Source organism: Acetanaerobacterium elongatum (genome assembly GCF_900103835.1).
Lineage (GTDB): Bacteria > Bacillota > Clostridia > Oscillospirales > Ruminococcaceae > Acetanaerobacterium > Acetanaerobacterium elongatum.
Genome location: NZ_FNID01000026.1, coordinates 17,951 through 43,102, shown reverse-complemented (window position 1 = coordinate 43,102; position 25,152 = coordinate 17,951). Strand labels below are relative to the sequence as shown.

Genomic DNA, 25,152 nt, shown 5'->3' with positions numbered 1-25,152 from the left:
TCTAACCGCATCAATCAAGCTTTTGAAAGCTCTTTCAATTACGAATACTTGCGTTTTGCAAAGCATTTCTGCTCTGCCGCTTGTTTTGAAATATTCAATCTGACTGTTACGTCAGTTTGGAATTTTCAGGGTTTGTACTTGTTTTCATGTTGTTCAATTTTCAAGGTTCATATAGCCAACTTTCGGTTGGCATCGTAAGCTTTTAACTTGCTTTTCGCTTCCGTTTTACCGCTCGCTTTTCGCTCGTTTTTGGCTTATCTGCGCCGTTTTCCGGTTCCCTGTTTCGTCCCCGTCCGTAAGGCGCTTATTTATAATATCACAGCACCTCCTCCTTGTCAACACCTTTTTTGCTTTTTTCGATTACCTTTTTACATGCTTGTTACTAAACAGCGGGCAAGCGTTGGCGCAGCTAGGGTTTAGAGACTTTTATTTCGGCAGATTTGAGTAATTATCTGTCGAAAATTCTAAAGTGGAAAATATTACTTCGCATTAAAAAATAGAGTAAAGCGGACGAGCCACTCTACTCTGATTACGGGGCTTACGGTCTGAAGAATTCAAAGATTATTATATCAAACCGCTTCTTGCAATAGTCGATATCGTCATTATCGCGAACCGTCCAGGCCACCAGCTTGCCGCCGAGTAATTTAAATAGGCTTAATCCAAGCTTATGATGTGCATCCTGATGACGATAGGCCATAAAATGCGGGCGGGTCATTACGTTGGTCAATAAAGAGGATAATATCAATCTTTGATAAAACGGAAGGCTGCCAAACTCCTTGCGGCCTGCCGAGAGCTGCCCGCGCACAATCTCCGGCCTGTTTTTATAAAACCAGCGCACCAACAGCGGATGAAACGATTCTATACAATATGTACCCTTGTAATCTCTAAGCATATCAGCCGCCATTTGGCACAGTTCATTGTTGCACTTTGTCGCTTTTAATTCAACAATCAGCGGCGTTCGCCCGTCAATTAGCTTCAGCACCTCTGAAAACAGCGGGATCTTCTCGTCTGTACCACAAAGGCGATACTGCTGCAGCTCCTCGTAGGTACAGTCGGCAATCAGCTTATCTACCCCGCAAACACGTTTGAGGTTGTCATCGTGAAATACGACAATCTGGTTATCAGTCGTAAGGTTAATGTCCAGCTCCATGCCATATCCTGATTCAACCGCCAGCTTAAATGCCGCCATTGAATTTTCCGGTACGGATTTATCCTTACTGTGCAGGCCTCGGTGTGCATAACGTGCCTTCCAAAGTGTGTTATCGGCTTCCTTCGGCAGGGTATGCGGAGCCAATAAAAACAGATATACCAGAAACAATGCTATTAAAATAACCGCTACAATGAATATCGTCATGGTTGAATCATTCTTTCTATTGAAATCTTAAGACTGTTATTTAGTCAGCTGTATCGAATGCTTCGATTTTAGCTGCGGGCATGATAGGCTTGGAATCCCCGTGTTTTACCATTAGCATGGTAAAGAACGCAAGGCCGATAAAAATGGCGCCATATGGAAGAAGCGTAAAGTAGCCCACTTTTTCAAGCAGATAGCCGGAAAGGATGGGTGTAATCACCTGCGCGGACATCGAAAAGGTATAGTAGTATCCCGTATATTTTCCCACGTTTGAACCCTTCGACATCTCGAGCACCATGGGCAGCGAATTAACATTAATCGAAGCCCAAGCGATACCGGCAAGCGCAAAGGATACAAACATCAGCGGAGAATAGGCTTTGTAGAAGGCTGCGGTAGCAAAAACAACAGTTAATACGGTAACGCCGAACAGGATGCTCTTTTTTCTTCCAACCTTCGAGGAGATAATGCCTACGGGTATAAACGAGATAATTGCGGTGATTTGTGCTATCATTAGGATTAGCGCGGAACGGGATTCGGCGATATCCAGCGCCTTTAAAGCATACTTTGAAAAGGCCGTGGTTACTGCGTTGTAGCCCATAAACCATAAAGAAATGGATATGAGGATAAAGATCAGGCTTCTTTTTACCTCGGGGGGCAGTTTTTGCTGAACCGTTGTAGTTTCGTTGCCCTCCTGTGCCTCTTCGACATCAATGCCCATGGCAGCACTATCCAAGCGCATCTTTTTAACAAGCTTCGGTTCATTTATGGTTAAGGCCAATACCACAATGCCTACTATCATTATGCCCGCGGTGCAGAGGAATAAGGGCCAGTAGTTGATATTGTCTTTTTGGGGAGCCAGCACAGAAATCAACCCAAGCACCATAATACCGCCGACAGCGCCCATCAGGTTGATGACCGCGTTGCCCTTGGAGCGCAGGGGCTTTGGTGTAACATCGGGCATCAGTGCAACAGCCGGGGAACGGTAGAGTGCCATTGAAATCAAAACCAGCCCCAACGCTACAATAAACAATGTAATCTTACGCTCATTGGTGGCATACGGGATGAGCAGCATGGAAACGGTTGCGGCAGCGGTACCAATAAGTATGTAGGGCATTCTTCGGCCAATACCGGTATGGGTTTTATCAGATAGTGAACCGAATAAGGGGAGCATAAACAGTGCCAGTACATTATCAAGCGACATCACTACACCAGCGACGGTATCGCCGATATGAAAAGCCTTGAGCATAATCAAAGGGATAACAAAGTCGTATAGCTGCCAGAAGGAGCTGATAGTCATAAATGCGAGGCCTACCAGCAAGGTGCGTTTGTAATCAAGTTTCATGGTTACTCTCCTTATACTTTATCTCGATTATAAAACCTCAGAGATATTCAGCGAAAAGCTTGGCTTACGGCTTTCACGAAGATGTGTTAGAAAGGTATTAATGAGAGATTAGCATTATTTAACAGAAATGCCCTTAGAGGAGATTATATCACTAATTGCAAATTTCAGCAATTATATCACATAATTTTTACGTTTAAAATTGATATTCTGGACAGTATAACGAATAATGCATAGGTTTTTTGGATGTGATGTGCTTATTTAAAACTTAATCCGGATTATTTATTATTGAGATACATTTGTCCTCTTATTGAATACAAATTCAGGGTTTATTTGAAAAAGCGAATGATTAACATTGCGCAGTCTGCTGTTCTCTGTTATAATTATTTTTTATAGACACAGTCAATGTCTTTAATGGAAGGACACCCAAATAACGATTGCTGAAAGCTGACTGTATATTTACGGTAAGCACGGCGGAACGGAGCGTAACATGCCAATCTGTATACCAAATCTACTTCCTGCAGCCAAGGTGCTGGAGGCTGAGAATATATTTGTCATGTACGAAGACCGTGCGAAAACGCAGGATATCCGCCCGTTAAAGATTCTTATCCTGAACCTGATGCCCAAGAAAATAGAAACCGAGACACAGCTCTTGCGCGTGCTGGGAAATACCTCCCTGCAGGTAGATGTGGAGCTGCTGCAGACAGCTACCCATACCTCAAAGAACACCCCCCAAGAGCATCTTCTAAACTTCTACAAGACCTTTGACGAGGTTAAGGATCAGCGGTACGATGGGATGATAATCACCGGTGCTCCGGTAGAACAGCTGCAGTTTGAAGATGTAACCTATTGGGACGAGCTCTGTGAGATACTGGAGTGGACCAAAAGCCATGTATACTCTACCTTTCATATCTGCTGGGGGGCGCAGGCTGGGCTCTATTATCACTACGGTGTGCCTAAATACCCACTGAAAGCAAAGATGTTCGGCGTTTTCCCCCACCGCATACTGGTTGAAAATCAGCCTCTGCTGCGTGGGTTCGACGAGGTATTTATGGTACCGCATTCCCGCCACACCGAGATTAAGCGCCGTGATATTGCAAAAGTAGAAGATTTAACTCTGCTTACCTGGTCTGAGCAATCGGGGGCACATATTGTTATATCCAACAACGGTCGCCAGATCTTTGTTACCGGCCATTCAGAATATGATCGTATGACGCTTGCCGAAGAGTATTTTCGCGACCTGAATAAGGGCTTACCCATTGAGATGCCCGTTAATTACTTCCCGGATAACGACCCCAAAAAGCAGCCGCTATTTACTTGGCGCAGTCATGGTAATCTATTATATTCAAACTGGCTGAACTACTATGTATACCAGAACACCCCCTACGACCTTTCCAGCCTGAACTGACATCGACGTCAAGGGAGCGAATTGTATTGAGCTTTAACGGTATTATGCATCTTTTGCTGCATACCATGGCGGTTGCCGCAGTGTTGTTTGCACTGTGGGCGGCTGTACGGTTATGGGTGCTCCTCAACAGGCGAAAAAAGGGTGCCGCTCCCATAAAAAAGTTTACCGAAATACTTCTGTGGGTATTGGTATTCTATCTAATCTGTCTGTATCAGATTACAGCCTTTCGCTACGGTATCCGGTTTGATTTATGGCGCGAAAAAAGCTCTTTGCTGGACGGGGTAAACCTCACACCGTTTGTGCATACCATCAAGCTCTATTTTGCGCATACCAAGTGGTACTTTATCTATAATCTGCTGGGCAATATTCTATGGTTTGTTCCGCTGGGTGCGCTGCTGCCCGCAGTGCTGAAAAAGCGCCCTGGGTTTTGGTTCTGCCTTCTGATGGGTGCACTGTGTTCCCTTTCGATTGAGCTGCTCCAATATATCTTTGTAACGGGTATCAGCGACATCGATGACATCATCTTTAATACGGCAGGTACGGCAATCGGATACCTGTTATATAAATTAGTAATAAAGCTATGCGTTAAAAAGAAAGTAACAATAGATAATTATAAATAAACGGCACAGACGGAGGATTGATTCCGTTTGTGCCGTTAATCTTATTAAATCAAACTTTAGTTACCCAGAGGCTGTGCAGATTGCAATAAGCGTAAGCCGAAACCAACTTCTCACCCTCAGCCAGTTCAAAGACTGCCTTGGGTTCCGCACCAATTTCCAGGCTCTTACGCTGCCCGCCCTTACTGGTGTTGATGTATATCCAATCTATATGGTGTTCGGGAAGCATGGGGTGAGCAACCTCGCCAACCTTCACCGTAACCGTATTGCCGTCAATGCTGATAACCGGAAGGTGCTTTTCGCCTGCCGCCTCGGTGGTATTGGGAACAAGCTCCTTCATCTTCTGCCCGCAGCAGCTCAGTGCACCGCCGCCCTCGAATATCATGCCCACAAGATTATTACACTCTTTGCATAAGAAAAACTTAGGTTCGCCTTTCATTATGACGCCTCCTTTATTTGTTTTTATACCTTTTAGGTATATTTTGAGTATACTCTATCTTTTTATTATTTTCAATACCTTTAGCAAATATTCCATAAAGAATTTTTAAAATCTGCCATAAACCGATATTTTACATATACGAATATTGACTATTCTGTTCTTTGGTGCTATATTCATTTTACAACCAATCTTTGGTGTCCTCGCTTCTTTATGCCATTCATGTGAATATGGCATTTATTTTTTCGGCGATAGCCTTTCATTCAATTTCGGCCGGCTTTGAGCGGCAGAATGGAGCATTATATGGCCAAAGGTAAATTTGCTATTAAAATCACCCCCTCAGGCGATTTTAGATTTAACCTTATTGCAGCTAACGGGCAAGTGATTGCCACCAGCGAGAACTATACTTCCCTGGCAAACTGCAAAAACGGCATTGAAAGTGTTATCAAGAATGCGCCGATTGCCTATTATGAAGATCAGACGATGGAAGGATATGCAACGACGGTAAACCCCAAGTTTGAATTATATCAAGATAAAGGCGGCGAATTTCGTTTTCGCCTGAAGGCTCGAAACGGTGAAATCATTGCGGTTAGTGAAGGCTATAAGGGTAAGCAGAGCTGCGAGAACGGCATTGATTCGGTTCGCAAGAACGCACCGGAAGCCGAGATTATTGAACCCTAGCTGCATAAGTTATGGCTTCTTAGGCGGAGTGTTTATGCTCCGTCTTTTTTATTTTATACCTCCCGTCAGTGTTGTTGAGTAAATATGGCTTGAGTGATATAATATTACAGCAATGTGACCCAGCTTGCACCAATTTACCCATGAAGGGATGTCATGAACATGAAGAAGAGTTTTGCTTTACTATTATCGGTGGTATTCTGCCTGAGCCTATTTGCCTGCTCGGCTCCAAATACGCCCGACGCTCTGCCGTCATCTCAAACCACCACAGAAAGTGCGGCCTGTGAAACTTTAGCCGCTTCAAGCTTACCGGCCGGTGATAGTATAGAGGAACGCGTAGACGAGGTAATGGCCCGTATGACACTGGAGGATAAAATCGGGCAGATGGTTCAAGGCGAACAGTATGCCGCCAATGCCTCTGAAATGCAGAAATACGGTTTAGGCTCGGTGTTAAGCGGCGGAGGCTCGGTACCGGGCGGCATCAATACTATAGAAAACTGGCAGAAAACCATTGATGGATTACAGAAAGCTGCATTAAGCCGCAAAACACAGATTCCGTTTCTTTACGGTATTGACTCCGTACACGGGCATAATACGCTGTACGGTGCGGTGGTCTTCCCGCAGAATGTCGGGCTTGGTGCGGCAAACGATGTAGATTTGATGTACAAGATGGGATGTGCGGTAGCTGAAGAGATGAAGCTTACCAAAACCCTATGGAGCTTTGGCCCTTGTGTAGCCGTAGCGCAGGATCCCCGTTGGGGCCGAACCTACGAGAGCCTATCCAGCAACCCGGATATTGTGTCTGCCCTTTCGGCTTCCTATGTTAAGGGGTTGCAGGAACACGGGGTTATTGCCTGTGCGAAGCATTTTCTGGCCGATGGTGGTGCTCAATACGGCACCGGTGAGGGTGATAACCTGATTGACCGCGGAGATTGCACCATCAGTGAAGACGAACTGATGAAGCTGCATATGAAGCCATATAAGGCAGCAATTGATGCCGGTGCCAAAACCGTTATGGCCTCCTTCAGTTCCTTTCACGGTGTAAAGATGCATGAAAATAAGCATCTGCTTACCGAGGTGCTGAAAGGTCAGATGGGCTTTAAGGGGTTTGTGGTCTCCGACTGGGAGGCTACGAAGGGGCTCAGCGGCAGTACTATTGAAGAGAACTATATACTCGCCGTAAACGCTGGTGTGGATATGTTAATGGAGCCATATGATTATGCCAAGGTAATCAAAACGCTTACCGAGGCAGTCAAAAGCGGAGCCATTACCGAGGAGCGCGTGAACGATGCCTGCCGTCGTATTCTCACCGTTAAGATGGAATCCGGGATATTTGACGACCCCTATCAGGAAAAGCTTACGCATGAGGTGGATAAGCTTGGCAGCGAGCAATACCGCAGCCTTGCCAAGACTTTAGTGGAAAAATCCTTGGTGCTGCTGAAAAACGAAGGGAATGTACTGCCGCTTAAAAAGGGGCAGAAGGTATTCTTAACCGGCCCAGCGCTGGAGGATATCGGGGTGCAGTGCGGTGGCTGGACAATCACCTGGCAGGGTGAAACCGATGCCAAGGTTGGCGGCAAATTGACGGAGGGCACTACCATTCTGGAGGGCTTTAAAGAATATGCGTCTGCTTATAATCTTGAGTTAATAACCGATAAAAACAAGGCAAAGGACGCCGATGTGGTGGTTCTGGCGCTTGGCGAAACCCCTTACGCCGAATTTAACGGCGATACAGAGGATCTTTCAATCACCGGAAAGCTGGCTCTTGCGGGCAACAAGGACGCTATCGGATTTGTGAAGGGTTTAAATAAGCCTACCGTATCTCTGCTCGTTACCGGGCGTAACGTTATTATCAGTGATTATATGGCTGACTGGGACGCAACGGTAGCGTGCTACCTGCCCGGAACCGAAGGGGATGGCATTGCATCGGTACTGGTGGGCGAAACGCCGTTTACCGGTAAGCTGGCTATGCCATGGTACCAGAGTGTGGGCGATATCGGCAGCAAGGACAAAAAACCGATGTTTGAACTCGGCTATGGTTTAACCTACCAAAAGTAATTAAAACTACACCAAAAAATCGTGCGGCGCAATCCGCACGATTTTTTATCGATTCTTTTTATCTTTACTTGTTCTTCTTTTAAGAAAGCTGAGGTCTATTCCCCCGAACAGTTCCTTTGCACCAAGTATCAGCAGGAATACGGCGAAAACCTTTGAAAGTATTTGATCCCCTAACTGCCGGGCAACGGCAAAGCCCGCAAACACCCCGGCCGCACCTGTGAGTACCCCGATGACTGCCATTTTGTAGTTAACCAGCTTGTTCTTGCAGTGAAGGATTAATGCGGTTATCGCAATGGGAATAAAGAAAAGAAGGTTGATTCCCTGTGCCTTGGTTTGAGAAACCTGTGCTAAGGCGGTAAGATAGATGAGCAGCACCCCACCCCCGCCCATCCCCAAGGCGCCAAGAAGTGCCGAGATAAAGCCTGCCACGGATTGTATAATTAAATTGGTCATCGCAGCAGCAGCCTGACAGCCGCTATGATTACCAATGCCCCGAACAGGCGGCGCAGCAGCGTATCAGAAACCTTCTTCAGTAGAAAACCTCCTGCCAGTGCACCGATGATGCCCGCGGGAATAAACGGCAGCGCATCACTGAAGGTAAGCCCGCCAACCTGCAGATAGAGATATCCGCTAAGCACCGAAAGCGGCATGGTGATAGCAATAGAGGTAGCATGAGCGTTTTTAGGTTCCAGCCCTGCCCTTTTGAGCATCGGCACGGCTATCATTCCTCCGCCTGCGCCAAACAAGCCGTTAAGCAGACCTATCGCAAGGCCGAGTAGTGCTCCGGTGAGTTTTTTCATACAGATATCGTGCCTTTCCGGCGTTTGCGCCGCAATGGCACAAAAACGCAGCAGCATGAAAATGAATTTTCATGCTTTTCTCTATATACAGAAATGAGCCATGGAACTAGTGTTCCATGGCTCATTGTTATTATTCCGCGGGTTTCCGCTTTTAAAAATCCCCCGCCCAGCCGTTGTACGACTACATTAAACCCGTCACCAGACAGGTGGGTACGCTCCTGGAGGGTTTTCGCTCCCTTCTTCCGCCGTTACTCAAGGTAGGGCGGGAGGTCTGCAGGCTGCCTTCAGAGCCGCGTTCCCGTTTAATGCTTGTTGGATTTATATACGCCGCACTGTCGCACGGGGCAGGATATGAAACCGCTTTTTATAACCTAGTTTTAAAGCCTATTCTTCGAAGTCGTACTCATCAGAAAGACGTTCAACAAACATAGCTGCAATTTTATTAAACTCTTCTTCATCCTCTATATAAGCAAGGAACTCTTCACCGTCTTCTTCCTCGCTTCTAAGAACGATCAACTGACCGTCGTCTTCTTCATCTTCAAAATCTTCTTCGTTTGCGGGCAGTAATGCAACGTAATGCTTATCGTCTACATCAAGCTCGTCGAGAATCTCAAACTCGTGCTCGTTACCGTCTTCATCGGTAAGTGAAAGGATATTGGGGCCAAATTCCATTTCGTCTGACATGTTAACCTCCATCGGCCTGATATAAGCCTAATAACATTGAAGAAAAGCCAAGTAGCAAACTGCCATAAGCGTTTTTCTCGCTTGATTAGATTGTATGCTAAATCCAGAGCATTGTCAATAACAATTATTGCTATTGCAAACTATATATTTTTTCTACAAAATGTTGATAAATTATATTGACTTTAACCAATTTATATGCTATATTTAAATCACGGAAAGATAGTAAACCTCTTTCAAATAACAGTTAGGAGGCGGGTCCGATGTACCACTTATATTGCAGGCTCGCTGCCAGAAAAGCAGTTTAGCCTGCCGCAAATTGCTAAAACAGCACCCCTCGTGGCTTGATGTGTCAATTCTTCGTGTTTTACCCTGTAATTGACTGCGAGAACAAGTAAGTAAACCACTCGTATGCATTTCATCACTTGGCGTATTGCCCCGCAGATACAATAATACCTGCAAATAGCCGGCAATCACCTTTGTAATCGTTATGCAAGCAGCGCCAATATCCAGCGTACATCTGGTGCCGGCATCGGTTTTCCCTTTTGTTCTCTCTTCTAGTTTCCAAGAGTGCTTAATCTTATTGCACACTCCCAGAAGCAATCAGGCCGCGCGGCCAAATTAAGGTATTAGGCAATCATATAAAGTTATATTCATTTGTATTGTTTGGGTGATTCCAATGTTTTGAGGTTTCTATCCTTATATCAACATACTGATATACCCCGGCTTTGTAGGTCGGGGTATATTTTTGTATTGAAGAACTACCCTATTTTCATACTCACAGCATCCTTTTTTATGCTTGCCAGCATGCCCGTATTAGGTTATAATAACGAATAGCCGAATTAACAGAAAGGAATTGGTTAATAATGAAACGCCTGCATATCCTAAAGGCAGTGCTGATTTTGGCTGCAATGTCTTTACTCTTATTATCAGGATGCGGAGGAAATATTGTGCTAAAGCAATACAAAGAGGTTACGGCCGACGCCCCTACGGCCACCATTAAAACCACGATGGGCGATATCAAGGTTGTACTCTTTCCCAAAGAAGCGCCCAAAGCTGTTGAAAACTTTATTACCCTTGCCAAGGACGGCAAATATAACGGGATTCGGTTTCATCGCGTAATTAACGACTTTATGGTTCAGGGCGGCGATACCGACGGCCTTGACGGAATGGGTGGCCAGAGCAAATGGGGTACACCGTTTGAGGACGAATTCTCTGATAACCTGTGGAACTTCCGCGGAGCACTTTCAATGGCCAACAGCGGTGAAAATACCAACGGCAGCCAGTTCTTTATTGTTCAGGCTCCTGCTTCTACAATCACCGAGGATTTTCTGTCCCAGATGAAGGCAGCTGGCTGGCCTGCGCAGGTAATTGACAAGTATAAGGAAAACGGCGGTACTCCGTGGCTGGATAAAAAGCACACTGTATTTGGTCAGGTAATCGAGGGTATGGATGTAATTGATGCAATGGTAAAGGTGAAAACCGATTCCAACGACAAGCCGCTGGAGGATATCCTAATTAACAGCATTGAAGTAAAAGAAGCATCGAAATAATAGCATATTAATGATTGAATATGAAACCGGAAGACGTACAATCATCGTCTTCCGGTTTTGTTTGTTATACTATATTCTGAGAGATGTAAAAATTGAGCAAAAATATGATATGCGGGATATTCTGAAGCTGGATTTGCCGTAGCATTTCTAACGAAGACTAGTATTATTCACTTTTTGTGGGTAACCATTTCCTCAACGGGAACTACCTCTTTAAATACCGCATGCTGTACCGTGCTGAGTTTTCTGTCGATATGGTAGCAACCAAAAAACCATTTTTTATAGCTGCACTGACGAAGCACACGCTCCAGAAACGCATTTAACGGGCTGATGCTCTCAAAATCCTTGTGGATGGAGCTAAGGATGGTGGTGGCAGCCTCGTATGTAAAGATGTAATCAACGGTAAAATCGTTATCCTCCAGCCGGTAGGCCGCTTCTTCAATCTCCGCCGTGGTTGGCATCTCCTGCGCCCAGTAGGTGGACAGCTTTGCGCGAGATTCTTTGTCTATACTCTCGCCGCCGCCCATTACGAATATTCGCTTGCCCTCTATTTCATAAACCTGCCCTCGCTGCAGGTAAAACAGCCTTTTTCCTAAGCAGCGCACCCTTCCCCCGTACAGCTCCTGTTCTGGGTACTGGTCAAGAAGGTCGAAGTTCTCGTGCACACCGTCGATAAAAAGCGTTGTAAAACGGCGGCAGCCTATCCAATCAAGCTGCTTTTTCTCCTGATCATTGCCGTTCCAGACAAAGCCGAAATCCCCGCAGATAATCAGTACATCTGTTTTTTTCAGCCGCTTTATCGCCTTTTGCTTAAATCGGGCAATATCGCCGTGCATATCTCCGGTTACATAAATCAAGTAGTACCACCCTCTTAAAAATCCATGCTAGAATTACCGCCTCGTCAGAGGCCTGAATAATGGCCCTTTCACGGTATGGCTAAAAATATATCTTTTATACCAGTTTACTTAAAAACAAACTTCCTATTTGTGCAAAACTCTGCTATAATGAGATGCGGATGTTTTTCATCGCTATACTCACCGATTCCCTGCCTATTCCTATAAATAGCACTGGATAACAGATATTTAGACGGAAACTGACAGGTATCTTGGCAACATATATATAATACACACTTGTGGAGTGATTGTCTATATGAGAAAAATAAGCATCGCGGTTATTTTCAGTTTAATAATCATGATAATTGCCCCGCTTACAACCGTTCACGCGGAGTATACTCCCCCGTTTGAGGTCAGCGCCGACGCGGTATACATGGTAAACCTTGATACCGGAACGGTGGTGTACCAAAAGAACGCCAATAAAAAGGAATACCCGGCCTCACTTACCAAGCTGGTTACCACCATATTGGCTATGGAGAAAACACCGGATTTGGATAATACCATGGTAAAATGCACCTCGAGCATCTTATCTGAATTTGATGGCATGAACGCGTCAAATGCAGGAATGCGTGCCGGTGAAGAACGTTCCATGCGGGATTTAATCTATTGTATGCTACTACCTTCCGCAAATGAAGCCGCAAGCATGGTGGCAGACTATATCGGCGGTTCACGCGCGGCATTTATTGATATGATGAATAAGAAGGCACAGGAAATCGGTGCCGTGAGCACCAACTTTGTAAACCCGCACGGTCTTCATGATAACGACCATTATACGACTGCGCAGGATATGTACCTGATTGCAAAGTATGCCATGCAGATGCCCGGATTTATGGATATGTGTACTAAAACCAGCTATGAGCTTAAGCCCTCCAACAAGCGTGATACAGAGTATATCTTTACCACCAACAAGATGATGGTACAAAGCTCCGGCCCGGATGTTTATTATAAATATGCACGAGGCATAAAAACCGGAACCACCGATGAAGCCGGACGCTGCTGTGTTTCCACCGCCACCAAGGATGGCTACACCTATTTGCTGGTGGTAATGAACGCACCTCTAAACGATTATGAACCGCCGAATATGGCGTTTGTAGAGAGCAAAAAGCTGTATGAATGGGCTTTCAGTAACTTTGAGGTAAAAGAGCTCATCAATGCCGAAAAGCCGGTAACAGAGGTGCCGCTTAAGTTAAACTGGGATAGAGATTTTCTATACCTGCGTGCTGAAAGTGCCTTTACCGCGCTGGTGCCCAAGAGCACCAGTGATGGTGATATCATTCAGCGACTGAATATCCCCAAGTATGTGAACGCCCCCGTTAAGAAGGGAGACGTTATCGGTACGGTGGAACTGATGGTAATGGGCGACAAAGTAGGCAGCGTAAATCTGTTAGCCGACAATGACGCCAGCCGCAGCGATGTACTGTATATCCTGGAGGTGCTGAAAGCAGCTACCAAATCGGTTTGGTTCTATGTGGGCATCGGCGCGTTTGTGCTGCTTTTACTCATAATGATTATCGGATCGTTTGTAGTAAACCGCCGAAGAGGCCCGAAGTTTGGCTCGAAGTCCAGGTATTAATCACAAGCTTTTAAACAGCTATCGTTTTTGATAGCTGTTTTTTTGATGAATATTGGTTTTTCTGCAGCAAATACTAATTACTCATTATAGCCTTAGTAAAAAATCTTCACAAAAACCTTTCGTTTTACCAGACAGAAGATTTTTGAGAAGCTTTCAACTTCATGCAATAATTGAATATCAACCCTTCTTGAAATGATGGCTGATTTAATTTAACTTGCAATACGCCCAGAAATCATCACCAATATTATTGCACTAAACTGCATAAATACAGTAGTTAACATATGGATGCAAGACCAATTTATTATTTTGCATGAATTTATTATAATTTTAAAGTTTCATCTATTGCAATCTTGCTCAAATAATGTTATAAAAAACTATGAATCGTATTTATAAACAGGGATACGATAAAAAATATAATGGGGGTTTATTAATGGCTTTTAAGAGCGAATACCTGGCTAAGGTTTATGCCAGCGTAGAGAAGCGGAATCCCGGTGAAGCAGAGTTTCTTCAGGCTGTAAAAGAGGTTCTTACATCATTGGAACCCGTAGTTGCAGCTCGTCCCGACCTTGTGAAGGCTGGTGTTATTGACAGAATCGTTGAGCCGGAAAGATTTATCCAGTTCAGAGTATCGTGGGTAGACGACAACGGCAATGTTCAGGTTAACCGAGGCTTCAGAGCGCAGTTCAACTCTGCAATCGGCCCTTATAAGGGTGGCCTGCGTCTGCATCCGTCTGTATGCGCATCGGTTATCAAATTCCTTGGCTTTGAGCAGATCTTTAAGAACAGCTTAACAGGCCTGCCCATGGGCGGCGGTAAGGGCGGCTCTGACTTCGACCCCAAGGGCAAGTCCGACGGTGAAATCATGCGCTTCTGCCAGAGCTTTATGACCGAGCTTTGCAAGCACATCGGCGCTGATACCGACGTTCCTGCCGGTGATATCGGCGTGGGCGGCCGCGAGATCGGCTTTATGTTCGGCCAGTATAAGCGTCTGCGCAATGAGTTTACCGGCGTATTAACCGGTAAGGGCCTTACTTACGGCGGTTCTCTTGCCCGTACTGAGGCTACCGGCTATGGCCTGTGCTACTTTACCTCCGAGATGCTCAAGTGTATGAAGAACGAGAGCTTCAAGGGCAAGACCGTTGTAATCTCCGGTTCGGGCAATGTTGCTATCTACGCCACCCAGAAAGCTACCGAGCTTGGCGGCAAGGTTGTTGCATTATCAGATTCCAACGGTTACATCTATGATAAGAACGGCATCAACCTTGACGTTGTAAAGCAAATTAAAGAGGTTGAGCGTGCAAGAATCAGTGAGTATGCTAAGAGAGTTCCCGGTTCTGAATACCACGAGGGCTGCCGCGGCATCTGGAGCATTAAATGTGACATTGCTCTTCCTTGCGCTACCCAGAACGAGCTCAACGGCGACGAAGCTCAGATGCTGGTTAAGAACGGCGTAATTGCTGTTGCCGAAGGCGCAAACATGCCTTCTACCCCCGAGGCTGTTGAGGTATTCCAAAAGAACGGCGTTATGTTTGGCCCCGCCAAGGCTGCCAATGCGGGCGGCGTTGCTACCTCCGGCCTTGAAATGTCTCAGAACTCCATCAGATACAGCTGGACATTTGAAGAGGTTGATAAGAAGCTCAACGATATTATGGTTAATATTTTCCATAGCTCGTATGATGCTTCCAAGAAGTTTGGATCTGAGGGCGACCTTGTTATGGGCGCAAACATCGCCGGCTTCTTAAAGGTTGCCGACGCTATGCTGGCACAGGGTATTGCATACTAATTAGCGAATTATAACTTTTAAGGCGGCTAATCACACAGGATTAGCCGCCTATTGTTTTGCCTATAAAATAATCGTTAGCTTTTCCCTGTATGAACGTAATTTCGCAATAATAATCAAAAATATAAGCTTGGAATCTGGTATAATGGATACGGTCACACCGCCGCATGGGATATTAACAATATTTAAAAACGGGGTTTGTTAATTAACACTTAAGATTTTCACCGGTGAGGAGGCATCATGAAGCATCTTGAAACAGTGACGGCTGCAATCCACTATATTGAAGAACATCTGATGTGTGAAAAGATTGATTTGGATATCGTCGCCGATGCGGTGCATTACTCAAAATATCACCTTCATCATATCTTTACCGATACCGTTGGCCTCACCATACACGATTATATCCAGCGCAGACAACTAACAGAGGCCGCAAAACTGCTGATTTTCTCAGATAAACCCATTATTGAGATTGCCGTTTTAGCCGGATACGACAGTCAGCAAGCCTTCAGCAATGTATTTAAGGTGATGTATAAGCAGTCTCCATATCATTTCAGACGAAACGAGGTGTTTTATCCGTTGCAGCTGGAATATAACTTTAAAGAGCATAACGAAATGCCTGAGGCAGTTCAGCGAAATGCTGCGAGAGAAATTCGCTTTGTGAGTAAGGCAGATATTCCGTTGTGGATGGATTTGGTGCGTCTTTCTATTGACGGGTTTCCTCATCTGGAAGAGGAAGAGCATTTATCCGTGCTCAAGCGTTATATTGCCGGCAACAGTGCTTTGCTAATGACCGAAGGCGATATCCCTGTTGGCGGCATGATGATAAACCGCGAAACCGGAAGTATTGATTTTCTTTCGGTGCACCCGCTCTACAGACGAAAAGGGATTTCGCGGGACTTTTTAAACACGGCACTCATCGAACTTCTGGAGAATAAAGCGATTAGCATTACCACCTTTCGCGAAGGCGACAAGGCGGATACAGGATACCGCAAGGCGCTTCTGGAGCTGGGCTTTGCCGAAGCGGAGTTGCTTACGGAATTCGGATACCCGACACAACGGATGGTTTTACCCATCGTCCGTTAGTGGATGTTTTACAGCCAAGTATATTCATTTATATAAGGAGAACTCAAATGTCTGGTGCAAAGCAAATGGAAGAACACGCAAGTTATACCAAAAGAAGCGAAGTTAAGCCAGATGAAATACCTGCTTTTCCTGATGAGCTTATCCATCTGGATGATATTAAGCAAAAGCTGAATGATGCGCTGAAGCAAGCAAACGATACTGTCGGGCATATTGACAAAGAATACACTGCGACTCAGCAATACATGGTACAAAACCGCGGTGAAATCGACCCCCATGAGATGTTCCAAAACCGGCTTGCATTAAAGCAGATTGACAATCGTGGGGCCTTGGCGGTTAAAAGTAAAAACAAGCTTTTAAAGCTTATCGATTCGCCCTACTTCGCCCGAATCGACTTTCTGGAAGAAGCAAGCGAATTGCCCGCACCTGCAGTATTTTACATCGGTCGGTTTGCTTTCACCCATAATAATGAGTTGCTGATTTCTGACTGGCGCTCGCCTGTTGCAAGTATGTTTTATGATTGCGAAGTCGGCTTTGCAGGGTATGACGCGCCGATTGGCCGAATCGACGGTAAACTTACGCGTAAACGGCAGTTTAAGATTAAGAACAGCAGGATGGAATATGCCCTGGAGAGCTCGGTAAATATTCAGGATGACGTTTTACAGCGAGAACTGAGCCAAACATCAAGCGAGAAGATGAAATCCATTATCGCGACCATCCAAAAGGAACAGAACCAAATAATTCGAAATGAAAACACTGGAACCCTCTTAATACAGGGAGTAGCGGGCTCCGGTAAGACCTCTATTGCGCTTCACCGTATCGCCTACCTGCTCTATCGCTTTAAAGATAAGCTGTCGGCAAAGAACGTGACAATTCTTTCCCCCAATAAGGCATTTGGGGACTATATCTCGAATGTACTGCCTGAATTAGGCGAAGAGCCAATTTACGAAACGGGCTTTGAGGATATTGCCGAGGTTCAGCTTGAGGGCGTCATCCATTTTGAATCGGACAGAGACGCGCTTGAAACGGCAGACTGTCAGTGGGCTCAACGGGTTCGCTTTAAATCCACACCGGATTTTTTAAAGAAAATGAATGAATATTTGGCGCAGATGCCTGAGAGCATCTTTGAACCGTCGGACTGTACCTTCGGCCGGTTTACCGCCAAGAAAGACTGGCTGCAAAGCCGTTTTGAGGTTTATTATAATCACCCAATCAAGCAGCGCCTGCAGATGATTGCGGATGATATTCTCGACCGGTTTGAAACAAACAACCTTACAGAAGAGCCGCTGCCAAAGCCGAAAGCCGTACTAAAAAGCCTTATTGAGATGCTGAAGGTAAAGAATACTCTGGCTCTTTATAAGGATTTTTACAAATGGCTGAACGCTGCAGATAAATTTGTAATGCCGGACAAAGACACCCTTGAGTGGGCAGATGTATACCCTTTTATGTATTTTCATGCCGCGTTTGAGGGCCTGCAGGAGAGCCAACTAATACGTCACCTGGTGATCGACGAAATGCAGGACTACACACCGGTTCAATATGCAGTAATCAACATTATTTTTAAATGCCAAAAGACGATTCTCGGAGACTTCGGGCAGTTTATTAACCCGAACCATCTGCATACGCTTGAAGACCTGAAGTTAATTTATGCGGGCGCAGAATTTATCTCGCTGAATAAAAGCTACCGCTCTACCTATGAGATTATTACCTTCGCAAAGCGTATTCAAAACGTTGCCGCACTGGAGCCGGTTGAACGCCACGGTGATACACCTGATATTATCTATTGCCGCAGTGAAACGGAAGAATACGAGCAGCTCAAGGAACGAATCACCACATTCAAAAGCAGCGGTAATGTCACCCTTGGAATCATTTTGAAGACGAATGGTATGGCGAAAGCTTTTTATGATGTTCTAAACAAAAGCTGCGATGTAAATTTGATTTCACCCGAAAACGCAAAGTTTGCAAACGGCATATCCATAACATCGGTTCAAATGTCAAAGGGCTTGGAGTTTGATGAGGTTATCATTCCTTCGGCCAACGCCGACACCTATTGCGGAGAATATGACCGCAGCCTGCTTTATATTGCCTGCACCCGTGCAATGCACCGGCTGACCTTGACCTATACCGGTGAACTATCCCCGCTGATTGGTTTGTAACCCGGCTATGTAATAAGCCTGGCAAAAGGCTAAAACTCTGTTTGTGTTGTTCTGCAAAATGCATACATAATCGGCCACGTGACAAACTACTAATATGCTTGAAGGGCTTGACGTTTTTAAACCCCTTAGCGGCCTTTTCTAACCAACAGGAAACCGATTTTTATAATCCACATCATCCCTCCTGAATCTGTATTTCTTTTTGATTTGGGTCAGTGATTCTTTGCCGCAAGGCAAAATTCAGCAATGGCTTGAGCGGTGTCCGTCTGCTGTTGTTCGGAAGTAATATCCGCTTTCCCGTCCCCTTGCTGCGGCCCGTAGCATCCGAAGCCTGCATGGTTACCGCCCTGCAAAACTGTCTCGGTGAGATTCGCAGGCAGATTAACTTTGTTTTTAAGATATGATTTTCTGTTCAATACCCCGTCTTTACTGCCATACAAACTTAATACTCTTAACCCGCCGGACGATATATCCACCGGAGAATATGCCGCCAGCAGAACAAGCCCTTCTACCCTGCCGTTACTTTTTGAAGCATAGCTTGCGGCCATGCTTCCCCCGAGCGAGTGCCCACCTACATACCAATGCTGGACATTTGGGTATGCGGAGATGTATTTGTCCGCGGCACTCTCATCAAATACCGCCAGATTGAACGGCATCTGGGGCAGGATACAAAGGATTCCTTTCTGTGCAATTTTAATCATGAGCGGTTTGTATGCTGTATATTCAACCTTTCCGCCCGGGTAAAAGATCATGGCGGTATCGGCATTGCCCGGATCAAATAACAAGGCGCCATTGAGGTTGGATATATCAACGTCTGTAGCCATACTTGCCGCCTTAACCGCAGTAGCGTCGGCATGATAATAGTCTGATATGTATATTGAAAATGCGCCTGTAACAGCCAGTAAAAGCACTGTAAACCCTATTGCAAGCTTTAATCCTATTTTCGTTTTTCCCTTAGTCTTCATAAACATCACTCCGTATATTCGCCGTATTCAATCCTGTTTCACAGATTTTTATCCCAACACACTCAATAGCTATCACATAGCAGTTATGAACTTCGGCAGACAATAGTCAGCATTTCCAATCGATTCTCGCCGGGTTTGGTTCGTTCTGCACGGAGATGGGACCCATACCAAGTTTGACGGACACCATAAACATCAATGAAGGCGATTTCATAATCAATTGGGATTAATTCTTAGCAATACTGCAATAATTGACGAAAACTCGATGTTTTCTTTGTCTTTTAAACTTAGGTCGGGGCAGTACGATTCTTGTGGCATGATGAGACTATCTCCAGTTAATGCATATAATTCTATCACAAAAGCCCCCAAATAAACACTGGTTTAGCCTTTAATCGGCAATTTTTTAGACTGACAATCAAGGCTGCTACTTTGGAATTTAAATTGTATTAATATAGTTAAAATCGGGCCACACTATGTTAAGTGTGACCAGTCATTAGTCCAAATCAGAATATTTGCCGAGTTATAATAGATGCAGTTGTGAGGTATCTCTCGTTTAGCTTGGTAGTCGTAGTTGCGCTTATATGTAGCAGATTTATTGTTAATGAATAATAAAAACAGCTCATGATATGATGTTAAATCATTTCATGGGCTGCTATTTTTTATATCTGCTTTTTAATCTTCTCAAGTGCGCATTTCTCAAGACGTGAAACCTGAGCTTGGCTGATTCCAATCTCTGATGCTACCTCCATCTGAGTTTTGCCTGCAAAGAAGCGTAGCGAAAGGATATTCTTTTCACGCGGGCTTAACCGCGCAATGGATTCTTTAAGGGCAATCTCCTCAAGCCAATCCCAATCGTCACTCTTATCCCCTACCTGATCCATTACATAAATGGTATCTCCGCCATCAGAATAGACTGGTTCCTGCAGCGACAGTGGCTCTACAATCGCTTCAAGCGCAAGAACAACATCTTCTCGCCTAATGCCCATAAGTTCGGCAATCTCTTCAATTTTCGGTTCCCGTAGATGCTCGTTAATGAATCTCTCTTTTACCTGCATGGCTTTATATGCAGTGTCACGCATTGACCGGCTTACCCTAACTGAGTTATTGTCCCGAAGGTAACGACGTATCTCTCCTATTATCATTGGAACGGCATAGGTCGAAAAACGCACATTTTGAGTGATATCAAAGTTATCAATCGATTTGATCAGGCCTATACAGCCAATTTGAAAAAGATCATCGGGATTTTCGCCCCTATTAATAAACCGTTGTATTACCGAAAGAACCAGCCGCAGATTACCTGCAATCAGCTCTTCTCTTGCGTTCATATCTCCCTGTTTTACCAGCTTTAACAGCTTTTCTTTTTCGGCCTCCTTAAGCACCTTAATCTTTGAGGTATTCACTCCGCAGATTTCAACCTTATTTAAATGCACCCTGAAACACCCCCACCAAACTGATATTCTCAGTATTGGCAAGGCAATGATAATGAATGCAAGGGTGATAGTTGGTATTATTTTCTTTCATCAATTCCTTGTTGAATTAACATGAAGCTTATGCTACAGTATTGGTAGTCTTGCAAACATTCACTTATTATTGCTAATAAGATCAATGCGAGGTATATTATGGACAAAAACACAAAAATATTCTCAGTTATTTTAGGGCGTGCCAGATGTGCAGTGGATCTGGGAGACGGCAGTGAGCGCGGCGAATATGTAAATCAGGATTATATACTGAATAAGCTCGGGCGTCCCCACAGAGGTATTAACCTGATGTACTGCTATTACCCTTTAGACAAGGGATTCCCGGAGCGTGCCAGCAAGGCTTTCTCAGGCGAGGGCATTAGCTTTCAGTGGGATTACCCATACGATGATTATTTTACCTACAAAGGCGGTCTGGAGGGTGACACTAAAGGGGAGCCTTTTACCTATATAAGGGATGTCCGGCGCCATGGGCAGGATGTTATACTCACCCTGACAATTGACCCTCATGTTACCGATGAACAGCTGATAGCTATAGCAAAGGATTTACACCCCTTTGGCAGACTGCAGCTTCGTATAAACCATGAAGCAACAGGCAACTGGTTCGCCTTTAACAGACGCTGCACCTATCAGGAGGTTGCAGATTTCTATGTTCGCTTTCACAAAATCATTAAGCAGTACGCACCGAATATTAAAACCATCCTTTGCATCGGCGGTATTGAGGATTTACAAAGTAAGCAAATCGTAAAAGAAGCTGAATTTTCCGAGGCAGTGCGTGTTACCGACATCTGGTCGGTAGATAAGTACATGGCACTGCATTGGGGGTGGCCGTATGATGTCGCTGAAAAAGGCGGGAACAGCCACTACCGAAAAAGTGTATCTGAAATATATCAAATGACCAAGCGCAGCTATGAACGGTTTAAGGAATTATGCAACGGAGAAGAGAAACCGATGGTAACGAGCGAGCTCAACGCCGACGGCGACGTTACGGGGGCATATGAACAAGCTGAAATGGTCAAGGAGTTCTATAACATCGTTAAAAATGAACCTGCAACGTGGTTTAGCGGCATTACGTTTTATCAGTTTCGTGACAGAGGGCGCTTAGGGCTGGAGATTGAAGACCCAAACTGCTCGGATGTAGGTATTGAGCAGCCGGTGCTTAAAACCTATAAGCAAATCATTCACGATGATTATTTTAGCCCCAGTACAGAAATAAAAAAGGAAGTAAACCTCCCCGTTACCCTTCGCTGGGGCGGCAGCGAGGATTCTGAAGGACTTGCCGTTCCGCTGCATTTTGAAAAAAACCCGGTTTACTGTGAGGTAACCTTCAGCGAACCTTATAACCTGATGCTGGAGCTAAACGGACGGTGGTTTTATAAATCACCCCACGCAAAGACTATTGATCTGATGCCCGCGTTTTATGAGAAGCCTTTATCCGGTTCGGCAGAGTTAACCTTAAAGATATTTGCACCCCCCGCCACCGGTGAAAACGACCCTGCACAGGGTAAGGATTGGGCAGAAAACTACTACACTACCCTAACATCCATACCCGATATTCGAATTCGCTTTGAACCGGTTGAGCCCGCAAAGTAAACCTATATATATCAAAAACGTCATACCCCCTGTTTATCCGCATGGATAACAGGGGGTATGACGTTGTATGGGTTATTTTATTACAAACTCGCCGTTTATAACATCAATTTTCAAGACCGTATCCGGCAAAAGGTCGTCACAGATAATCTTACGCGCAATCAGGGTTTCAACATTACGCTGCAGATAGCGGCGCAGCGGGCGGGCACCGTAAACCGGGTCGTAGCCGTTTTCAACCACAAAGGCCCTAGCAGCCGGTGTTAATATGCAGCTAATCTCTTTTTCAAAAAGCCGCTTATTAAGGTCCTCCATCATCAGATCGATGATATGCGTAATGTCCTCCCGAGTAAGCGGTTTGTAGAATACGATCTCATCCAGCCTGTTTAAGAATTCCGGCCTGAAGGAGCGTTTTAGCAGCTGCTCCACCTGCTCTTTTGCGGTATCGGTAATCTCCCCCGCCGCATCAATACCCTCCAGCAGATAATTTGAGCCAAGATTGGAGGTTAATATGATAATGGTGTTCTTAAAGTCGACTGTACGGCCTTGTGAATCGGTAATCCGGCCGTCGTCCAATACCTGAAGCAGGATGTTGAATACATCAGGGTGTGCCTTTTCAACCTCATCAAACAACACCACCGAATAAGGCCTTCTTCGCACCGCTTCTGTAAGCTGCCCGCCCTCATCATAGCCCACATATCCGGGAGGCGCTCCAATCAAACGCGAAACCGAGAACTTCTCCATATACTCCGACATATCGATGCGGATGATATTGTGTTCATCGTCAAACAGGGTTTCGGCAAGTGCCTTGGCAAGCTCGGTTTTGCCCACGCCGGTAGGGCCCAAGAATAAGAACGAACCAATCGGCCGATTGGGGGACTGGATGCCCGCACGCGATCGCAGGATGGCTTCGGTTACCTTGGTAACAGCCTCGCTCTGCCCGATAACACGCTTATGAAGAATACCCTCGAGGTTTAACAGCTTCTCCTTCTCACCCTCCATCAACTTAGAGACGGGAATACCTGTCCAACGCTCAATGATACGGGCAATCTCAGTTTCGGTTACCTTATCGCGCAGCAGGCTGTTTTTTCGTTCCTCGCTGCTTTCGGCCAGCTTTTCTTCCTCGGCGAGTTGTTTTTGCAGCTGTGGCAGCCTGCCATACTTTAATTCGGCAGCCTTGTTTAAATCGTAAGCTCGTTCAGCCTTTTCTATCTCGCTATTTAACTGTTCAATGTTCTTGCGCAGCTCATTAACCTTGCCGATTGCGGCCTTTTCATTCTCCCACTTTGCCTTCATCGAGCTGAATTCGGCACGAAGCTCCGCAAGCTCTTTCTGAATCTCGGCCAGATGCTCCACCGCACGGGCATCCTTTTCTTTCTTCAGCGCCGCTTCTTCTATCTCGTTTTGAATAATCTTACGTTGGATAACATCAAGCTCGGTGGGCATAGAGTCAATTTCCGTGCGTATCATGGCGCAGGCCTCATCCACAAGGTCGATTGCCTTATCAGGCAGAAAACGGTCTGAGATATAGCGGTTGGAAAGGGTGGCTGCTGCAATGAGCGCCTGATCCTGAATTTTTACACCGTGGTAAACCTCATACCGTTCCTTTAGTCCGCGCAGGATTGCGATGGTGTCCTCTACACCCGGCTCGGTAACAAGCACGGGCTGGAAGCGGCGCTCCAACGCCGGATCCTTCTCGATATATTCGCGGTATTCATCCAATGTGGTGGCGCCGATACAGTGCAGCTCGCCGCGTGCAAGCATCGGCTTTAAAAGGTTGCCCGCATCCATAGCTCCCTCGGTTTTACCTGCGCCCACAATGGTATGCAGCTCGTCGATAAACAGAATGACACGGCCCTCGCTCTGCTTAATCTCATTGAGCACAGCCTTCAGCCGCTCCTCAAACTCACCGCGGAACTTGGCGCCGGCAATCAGCGCACCCATATCCAGCGCAAAGATGGTCTTATCCTTTAGGCTGTTGGGTACATCGCCCCGAACAATACGCTGGGCAAGCCCTTCTGCAATAGCGGTTTTACCTACGCCCGGCTCACCGATGAGCACCGGGTTGTTCTTGGTTTTGCGTGAAAGGATACGTATTACGTTACGGATTTCATCGTCACGCCCGATTACCGGGTCTAGCTTATTTGCCTTAGCGCGTTCCACAAGGTCGCTGCCATACTTCTTTAATGCATCGTAAGTGGTTTCGGGTGTATCGCTGGTTACACGCGCGCTGCCGCGAACCGACGCAAGCACCTTTAAAACGGCATCCTTGGTAATACCAAATGATTTATAGAGCTCCTTTAAATTGTTTTGCGGGTTTTCGAGCAGTGCGATGAATATATGTTCTACCGAAACATATTCATCCTTCATGCGCTCGGCAGTCTTTTCGGCTTCAATCAACGCGGCATCTACGGCACCAGAAACATATACCTTGCCCGCTTCCCTACCCGGGCCGGTTACACGCGGCAGATTCTGAGCCAAATTCAGCACCCGGGTTTTTAGGCCTTCGGTGTCTACATTCATCTTGAGCAGTAATTGCGGAATAAGCCCTTGCTCTTGGGTAAGCAGAGCATACAGCAGGTGTTCCTCGCTTATCTGAAGATTTTGATATTCCAGCGAAAGCTTTTGCGCTGCTTGAATAGCCTCTATCGACTTTTGTGTAAACTTCTGTTCGTTCATGTAAATACCCCCTTTAATACGTCTATTATTTTTATCCGTATTACACTACTTA

The 25,152-nt window shown here is 45.6% G+C and carries 20 protein-coding genes and 1 other RNA gene; 10 read left to right on the top strand and 11 right to left on the bottom strand.

The features are described from left to right. Positions 1 to 538: 538 nt before the first annotated feature. Both BLR50_RS10030 and BLR50_RS10025 read right to left on the bottom strand, forming a co-directional pair. Complete coding sequence (locus BLR50_RS10030; RefSeq protein WP_162840398.1) at positions 539 to 1,354, bottom strand: glycerophosphodiester phosphodiesterase family protein; 816 nt, start codon at positions 1,352 to 1,354, stop codon at positions 539 to 541. 40 nt (positions 1,355 to 1,394) lie between these two features. Beyond that, entirely contained in the window at positions 1,395 to 2,693 is a 1,299-nt protein-coding gene (locus tag BLR50_RS10025) for an MFS transporter (RefSeq protein ID WP_092641480.1), read from the bottom strand. 487 nt (positions 2,694 to 3,180) lie between these two features. On the opposite strand from BLR50_RS10025, the gene metA reads away from it, so the two are divergent. Both metA and BLR50_RS10015 read left to right on the top strand, forming a co-directional pair. Further along, the gene (metA, locus tag BLR50_RS10020; protein ID WP_092641476.1) at positions 3,181 to 4,098 is read left to right on the top strand and encodes a homoserine O-acetyltransferase MetA; all 918 of its coding nucleotides are present in this window, start codon (positions 3,181 to 3,183) and stop codon (positions 4,096 to 4,098) included. A 26-nt stretch (positions 4,099 to 4,124) separates the two neighbouring features. Next, positions 4,125 to 4,718 carry a VanZ family protein gene (locus tag BLR50_RS10015; RefSeq protein WP_092641473.1) on the top strand — a complete coding sequence of 198 codons (594 nt, stop codon included), beginning with the start codon at positions 4,125 to 4,127 and terminating at the stop codon, positions 4,716 to 4,718. Between the two features lie 49 nt (positions 4,719 to 4,767). On the opposite strand, the gene BLR50_RS10010 is transcribed toward BLR50_RS10015, so the two are convergent. After that, positions 4,768 to 5,154: a desulfoferrodoxin family protein gene (locus BLR50_RS10010; protein ID WP_092641469.1), complete on the bottom strand. Its 387-nt coding sequence runs from the start codon at positions 5,152 to 5,154 to the stop codon at positions 4,768 to 4,770. Positions 5,155 to 5,454: 300 nt separating this feature from the next. Here BLR50_RS10010 and BLR50_RS10005 point away from each other — a divergent pair, with 300 nt between their 5' ends. Both BLR50_RS10005 and BLR50_RS10000 read left to right on the top strand, forming a co-directional pair. Continuing rightward, complete coding sequence (locus tag BLR50_RS10005) at positions 5,455 to 5,832, top strand: YegP family protein (RefSeq protein WP_092641495.1); 378 nt, start codon at positions 5,455 to 5,457, stop codon at positions 5,830 to 5,832. 159 nt (positions 5,833 to 5,991) lie between these two features. Next, positions 5,992 to 7,887, top strand: a complete 1,896-nt coding sequence (locus BLR50_RS10000; RefSeq protein WP_162840397.1) for a glycoside hydrolase family 3 protein — start codon at positions 5,992 to 5,994, stop codon at positions 7,885 to 7,887. A gap of 45 nt (positions 7,888 to 7,932) precedes the next feature. Here BLR50_RS10000 and BLR50_RS09995 read toward each other — a convergent pair whose 3' ends face one another. The 4 genes from BLR50_RS09995 to BLR50_RS09980 form a co-directional block, all read right to left on the bottom strand. Then, the gene (locus BLR50_RS09995) at positions 7,933 to 8,340 is read right to left on the bottom strand and encodes a sulfite exporter TauE/SafE family protein (RefSeq protein WP_092641462.1); all 408 of its coding nucleotides are present in this window, start codon (positions 8,338 to 8,340) and stop codon (positions 7,933 to 7,935) included. Next, entirely contained in the window at positions 8,337 to 8,687 is a 351-nt protein-coding gene (locus BLR50_RS09990) for a sulfite exporter TauE/SafE family protein (protein ID WP_092641459.1), read from the bottom strand. Before BLR50_RS09990 ends, BLR50_RS09995 begins: the two co-directional genes overlap by 4 nt. A 155-nt stretch (positions 8,688 to 8,842) precedes the next feature. Continuing rightward, a non-coding RNA gene (gene ssrS, locus BLR50_RS09985) (6S RNA) lies at positions 8,843 to 9,041 on the bottom strand. A 30-nt stretch (positions 9,042 to 9,071) separates the two neighbouring features. Further along, positions 9,072 to 9,371 (bottom strand): DUF1292 domain-containing protein, encoded by a 300-nt coding sequence (locus tag BLR50_RS09980; protein ID WP_162840396.1) that lies wholly within the window; start codon positions 9,369 to 9,371, stop codon positions 9,072 to 9,074. An 863-nt stretch (positions 9,372 to 10,234) separates the two neighbouring features. Between BLR50_RS09980 and BLR50_RS09975 the strand changes: the two genes are divergently transcribed. Continuing rightward, positions 10,235 to 10,921 carry a peptidylprolyl isomerase gene (locus BLR50_RS09975; RefSeq protein WP_092641453.1) on the top strand — a complete coding sequence of 229 codons (687 nt, stop codon included), beginning with the start codon at positions 10,235 to 10,237 and terminating at the stop codon, positions 10,919 to 10,921. A 167-nt stretch (positions 10,922 to 11,088) separates the two neighbouring features. Here the strand turns inward: BLR50_RS09975 and BLR50_RS09970 are convergent, their stop codons facing one another. After that, the gene (locus BLR50_RS09970) at positions 11,089 to 11,775 is read right to left on the bottom strand and encodes a metallophosphoesterase (protein ID WP_092641450.1); all 687 of its coding nucleotides are present in this window, start codon (positions 11,773 to 11,775) and stop codon (positions 11,089 to 11,091) included. Between the two features lie 292 nt (positions 11,776 to 12,067). On the opposite strand from BLR50_RS09970, the gene BLR50_RS09965 reads away from it, so the two are divergent. From BLR50_RS09965 to BLR50_RS09950, 4 genes are all read left to right on the top strand, one after another. Further along, entirely contained in the window at positions 12,068 to 13,384 is a 1,317-nt protein-coding gene (locus tag BLR50_RS09965) for a D-alanyl-D-alanine carboxypeptidase family protein (protein WP_092641447.1), read from the top strand. A gap of 430 nt (positions 13,385 to 13,814) precedes the next feature. Further along, on the top strand, positions 13,815 to 15,167 hold the full coding sequence (gene gdhA / locus BLR50_RS09960) for an NADP-specific glutamate dehydrogenase (protein WP_092641443.1): 1,353 nt from the start codon (positions 13,815 to 13,817) through the stop codon (positions 15,165 to 15,167). Between the two features lie 237 nt (positions 15,168 to 15,404). Continuing rightward, positions 15,405 to 16,247: a GNAT family N-acetyltransferase gene (locus BLR50_RS09955; RefSeq protein WP_092641440.1), complete on the top strand. Its 843-nt coding sequence runs from the start codon at positions 15,405 to 15,407 to the stop codon at positions 16,245 to 16,247. Positions 16,248 to 16,294: 47 nt separating this feature from the next. Beyond that, the gene (locus BLR50_RS09950) at positions 16,295 to 18,400 is read left to right on the top strand and encodes a HelD family protein (protein WP_092641437.1); all 2,106 of its coding nucleotides are present in this window, start codon (positions 16,295 to 16,297) and stop codon (positions 18,398 to 18,400) included. Between the two features lie 209 nt (positions 18,401 to 18,609). Here BLR50_RS09950 and BLR50_RS09945 read toward each other — a convergent pair whose 3' ends face one another. Together BLR50_RS09945 and sigG are read right to left on the bottom strand one after the other, a co-directional pair. Continuing rightward, entirely contained in the window at positions 18,610 to 19,362 is a 753-nt protein-coding gene (locus BLR50_RS09945; protein WP_092641492.1) for an alpha/beta hydrolase, read from the bottom strand. Positions 19,363 to 20,018: 656 nt separating this feature from the next. Beyond that, positions 20,019 to 20,789, bottom strand: coding sequence for an RNA polymerase sporulation sigma factor SigG (gene sigG / locus BLR50_RS09940; protein WP_092641434.1), 771 nt, complete (start codon positions 20,787 to 20,789; stop codon positions 20,019 to 20,021). Between the two features lie 189 nt (positions 20,790 to 20,978). On the opposite strand from sigG, the gene BLR50_RS09935 reads away from it, so the two are divergent. Then, the gene (locus BLR50_RS09935) at positions 20,979 to 22,427 is read left to right on the top strand and encodes a glycoside hydrolase family 26 protein (RefSeq protein WP_092641431.1); all 1,449 of its coding nucleotides are present in this window, start codon (positions 20,979 to 20,981) and stop codon (positions 22,425 to 22,427) included. Between the two features lie 72 nt (positions 22,428 to 22,499). Here BLR50_RS09935 and clpB read toward each other — a convergent pair whose 3' ends face one another. Beyond that, positions 22,500 to 25,100, bottom strand: a complete 2,601-nt coding sequence (gene clpB, locus BLR50_RS09930; protein WP_092641428.1) for an ATP-dependent chaperone ClpB — start codon at positions 25,098 to 25,100, stop codon at positions 22,500 to 22,502. Between the last annotated feature and the right edge of the window lie 52 nt (positions 25,101 to 25,152).

Coding starts and splice junctions, on each gene's coding strand:
- BLR50_RS10030 (WP_162840398.1), bottom strand. CDS start 1,354: ATGACGATATTCATTGTAGCGGTTATTTTAATAGCATTGTTTCTGGTA.
- BLR50_RS10025 (WP_092641480.1), bottom strand. CDS start 2,693: ATGAAACTTGATTACAAACGCACCTTGCTGGTAGGCCTCGCATTTATG.
- metA (WP_092641476.1), top strand. CDS start 3,181: ATGCCAATCTGTATACCAAATCTACTTCCTGCAGCCAAGGTGCTGGAG.
- BLR50_RS10010 (WP_092641469.1), bottom strand. CDS start 5,154: ATGAAAGGCGAACCTAAGTTTTTCTTATGCAAAGAGTGTAATAATCTT.
- BLR50_RS10005 (WP_092641495.1), top strand. CDS start 5,455: ATGGCCAAAGGTAAATTTGCTATTAAAATCACCCCCTCAGGCGATTTT.
- BLR50_RS10000 (WP_162840397.1), top strand. CDS start 5,992: ATGAAGAAGAGTTTTGCTTTACTATTATCGGTGGTATTCTGCCTGAGC.
- BLR50_RS09995 (WP_092641462.1), bottom strand. CDS start 8,340: ATGACCAATTTAATTATACAATCCGTGGCAGGCTTTATCTCGGCACTT.
- BLR50_RS09990 (WP_092641459.1), bottom strand. CDS start 8,687: ATGAAAAAACTCACCGGAGCACTACTCGGCCTTGCGATAGGTCTGCTT.
- BLR50_RS09980 (WP_162840396.1), bottom strand. CDS start 9,371: ATGTCAGACGAAATGGAATTTGGCCCCAATATCCTTTCACTTACCGAT.
- BLR50_RS09975 (WP_092641453.1), top strand. CDS start 10,235: ATGAAACGCCTGCATATCCTAAAGGCAGTGCTGATTTTGGCTGCAATG.
- BLR50_RS09965 (WP_092641447.1), top strand. CDS start 12,068: ATGAGAAAAATAAGCATCGCGGTTATTTTCAGTTTAATAATCATGATA.
- gdhA (WP_092641443.1), top strand. CDS start 13,815: ATGGCTTTTAAGAGCGAATACCTGGCTAAGGTTTATGCCAGCGTAGAG.
- BLR50_RS09955 (WP_092641440.1), top strand. CDS start 15,405: ATGAAGCATCTTGAAACAGTGACGGCTGCAATCCACTATATTGAAGAA.
- BLR50_RS09950 (WP_092641437.1), top strand. CDS start 16,295: ATGTCTGGTGCAAAGCAAATGGAAGAACACGCAAGTTATACCAAAAGA.
- BLR50_RS09945 (WP_092641492.1), bottom strand. CDS start 19,362: ATGAAGACTAAGGGAAAAACGAAAATAGGATTAAAGCTTGCAATAGGG.
- BLR50_RS09935 (WP_092641431.1), top strand. CDS start 20,979: ATGGACAAAAACACAAAAATATTCTCAGTTATTTTAGGGCGTGCCAGA.
- clpB (WP_092641428.1), bottom strand. CDS start 25,100: ATGAACGAACAGAAGTTTACACAAAAGTCGATAGAGGCTATTCAAGCA.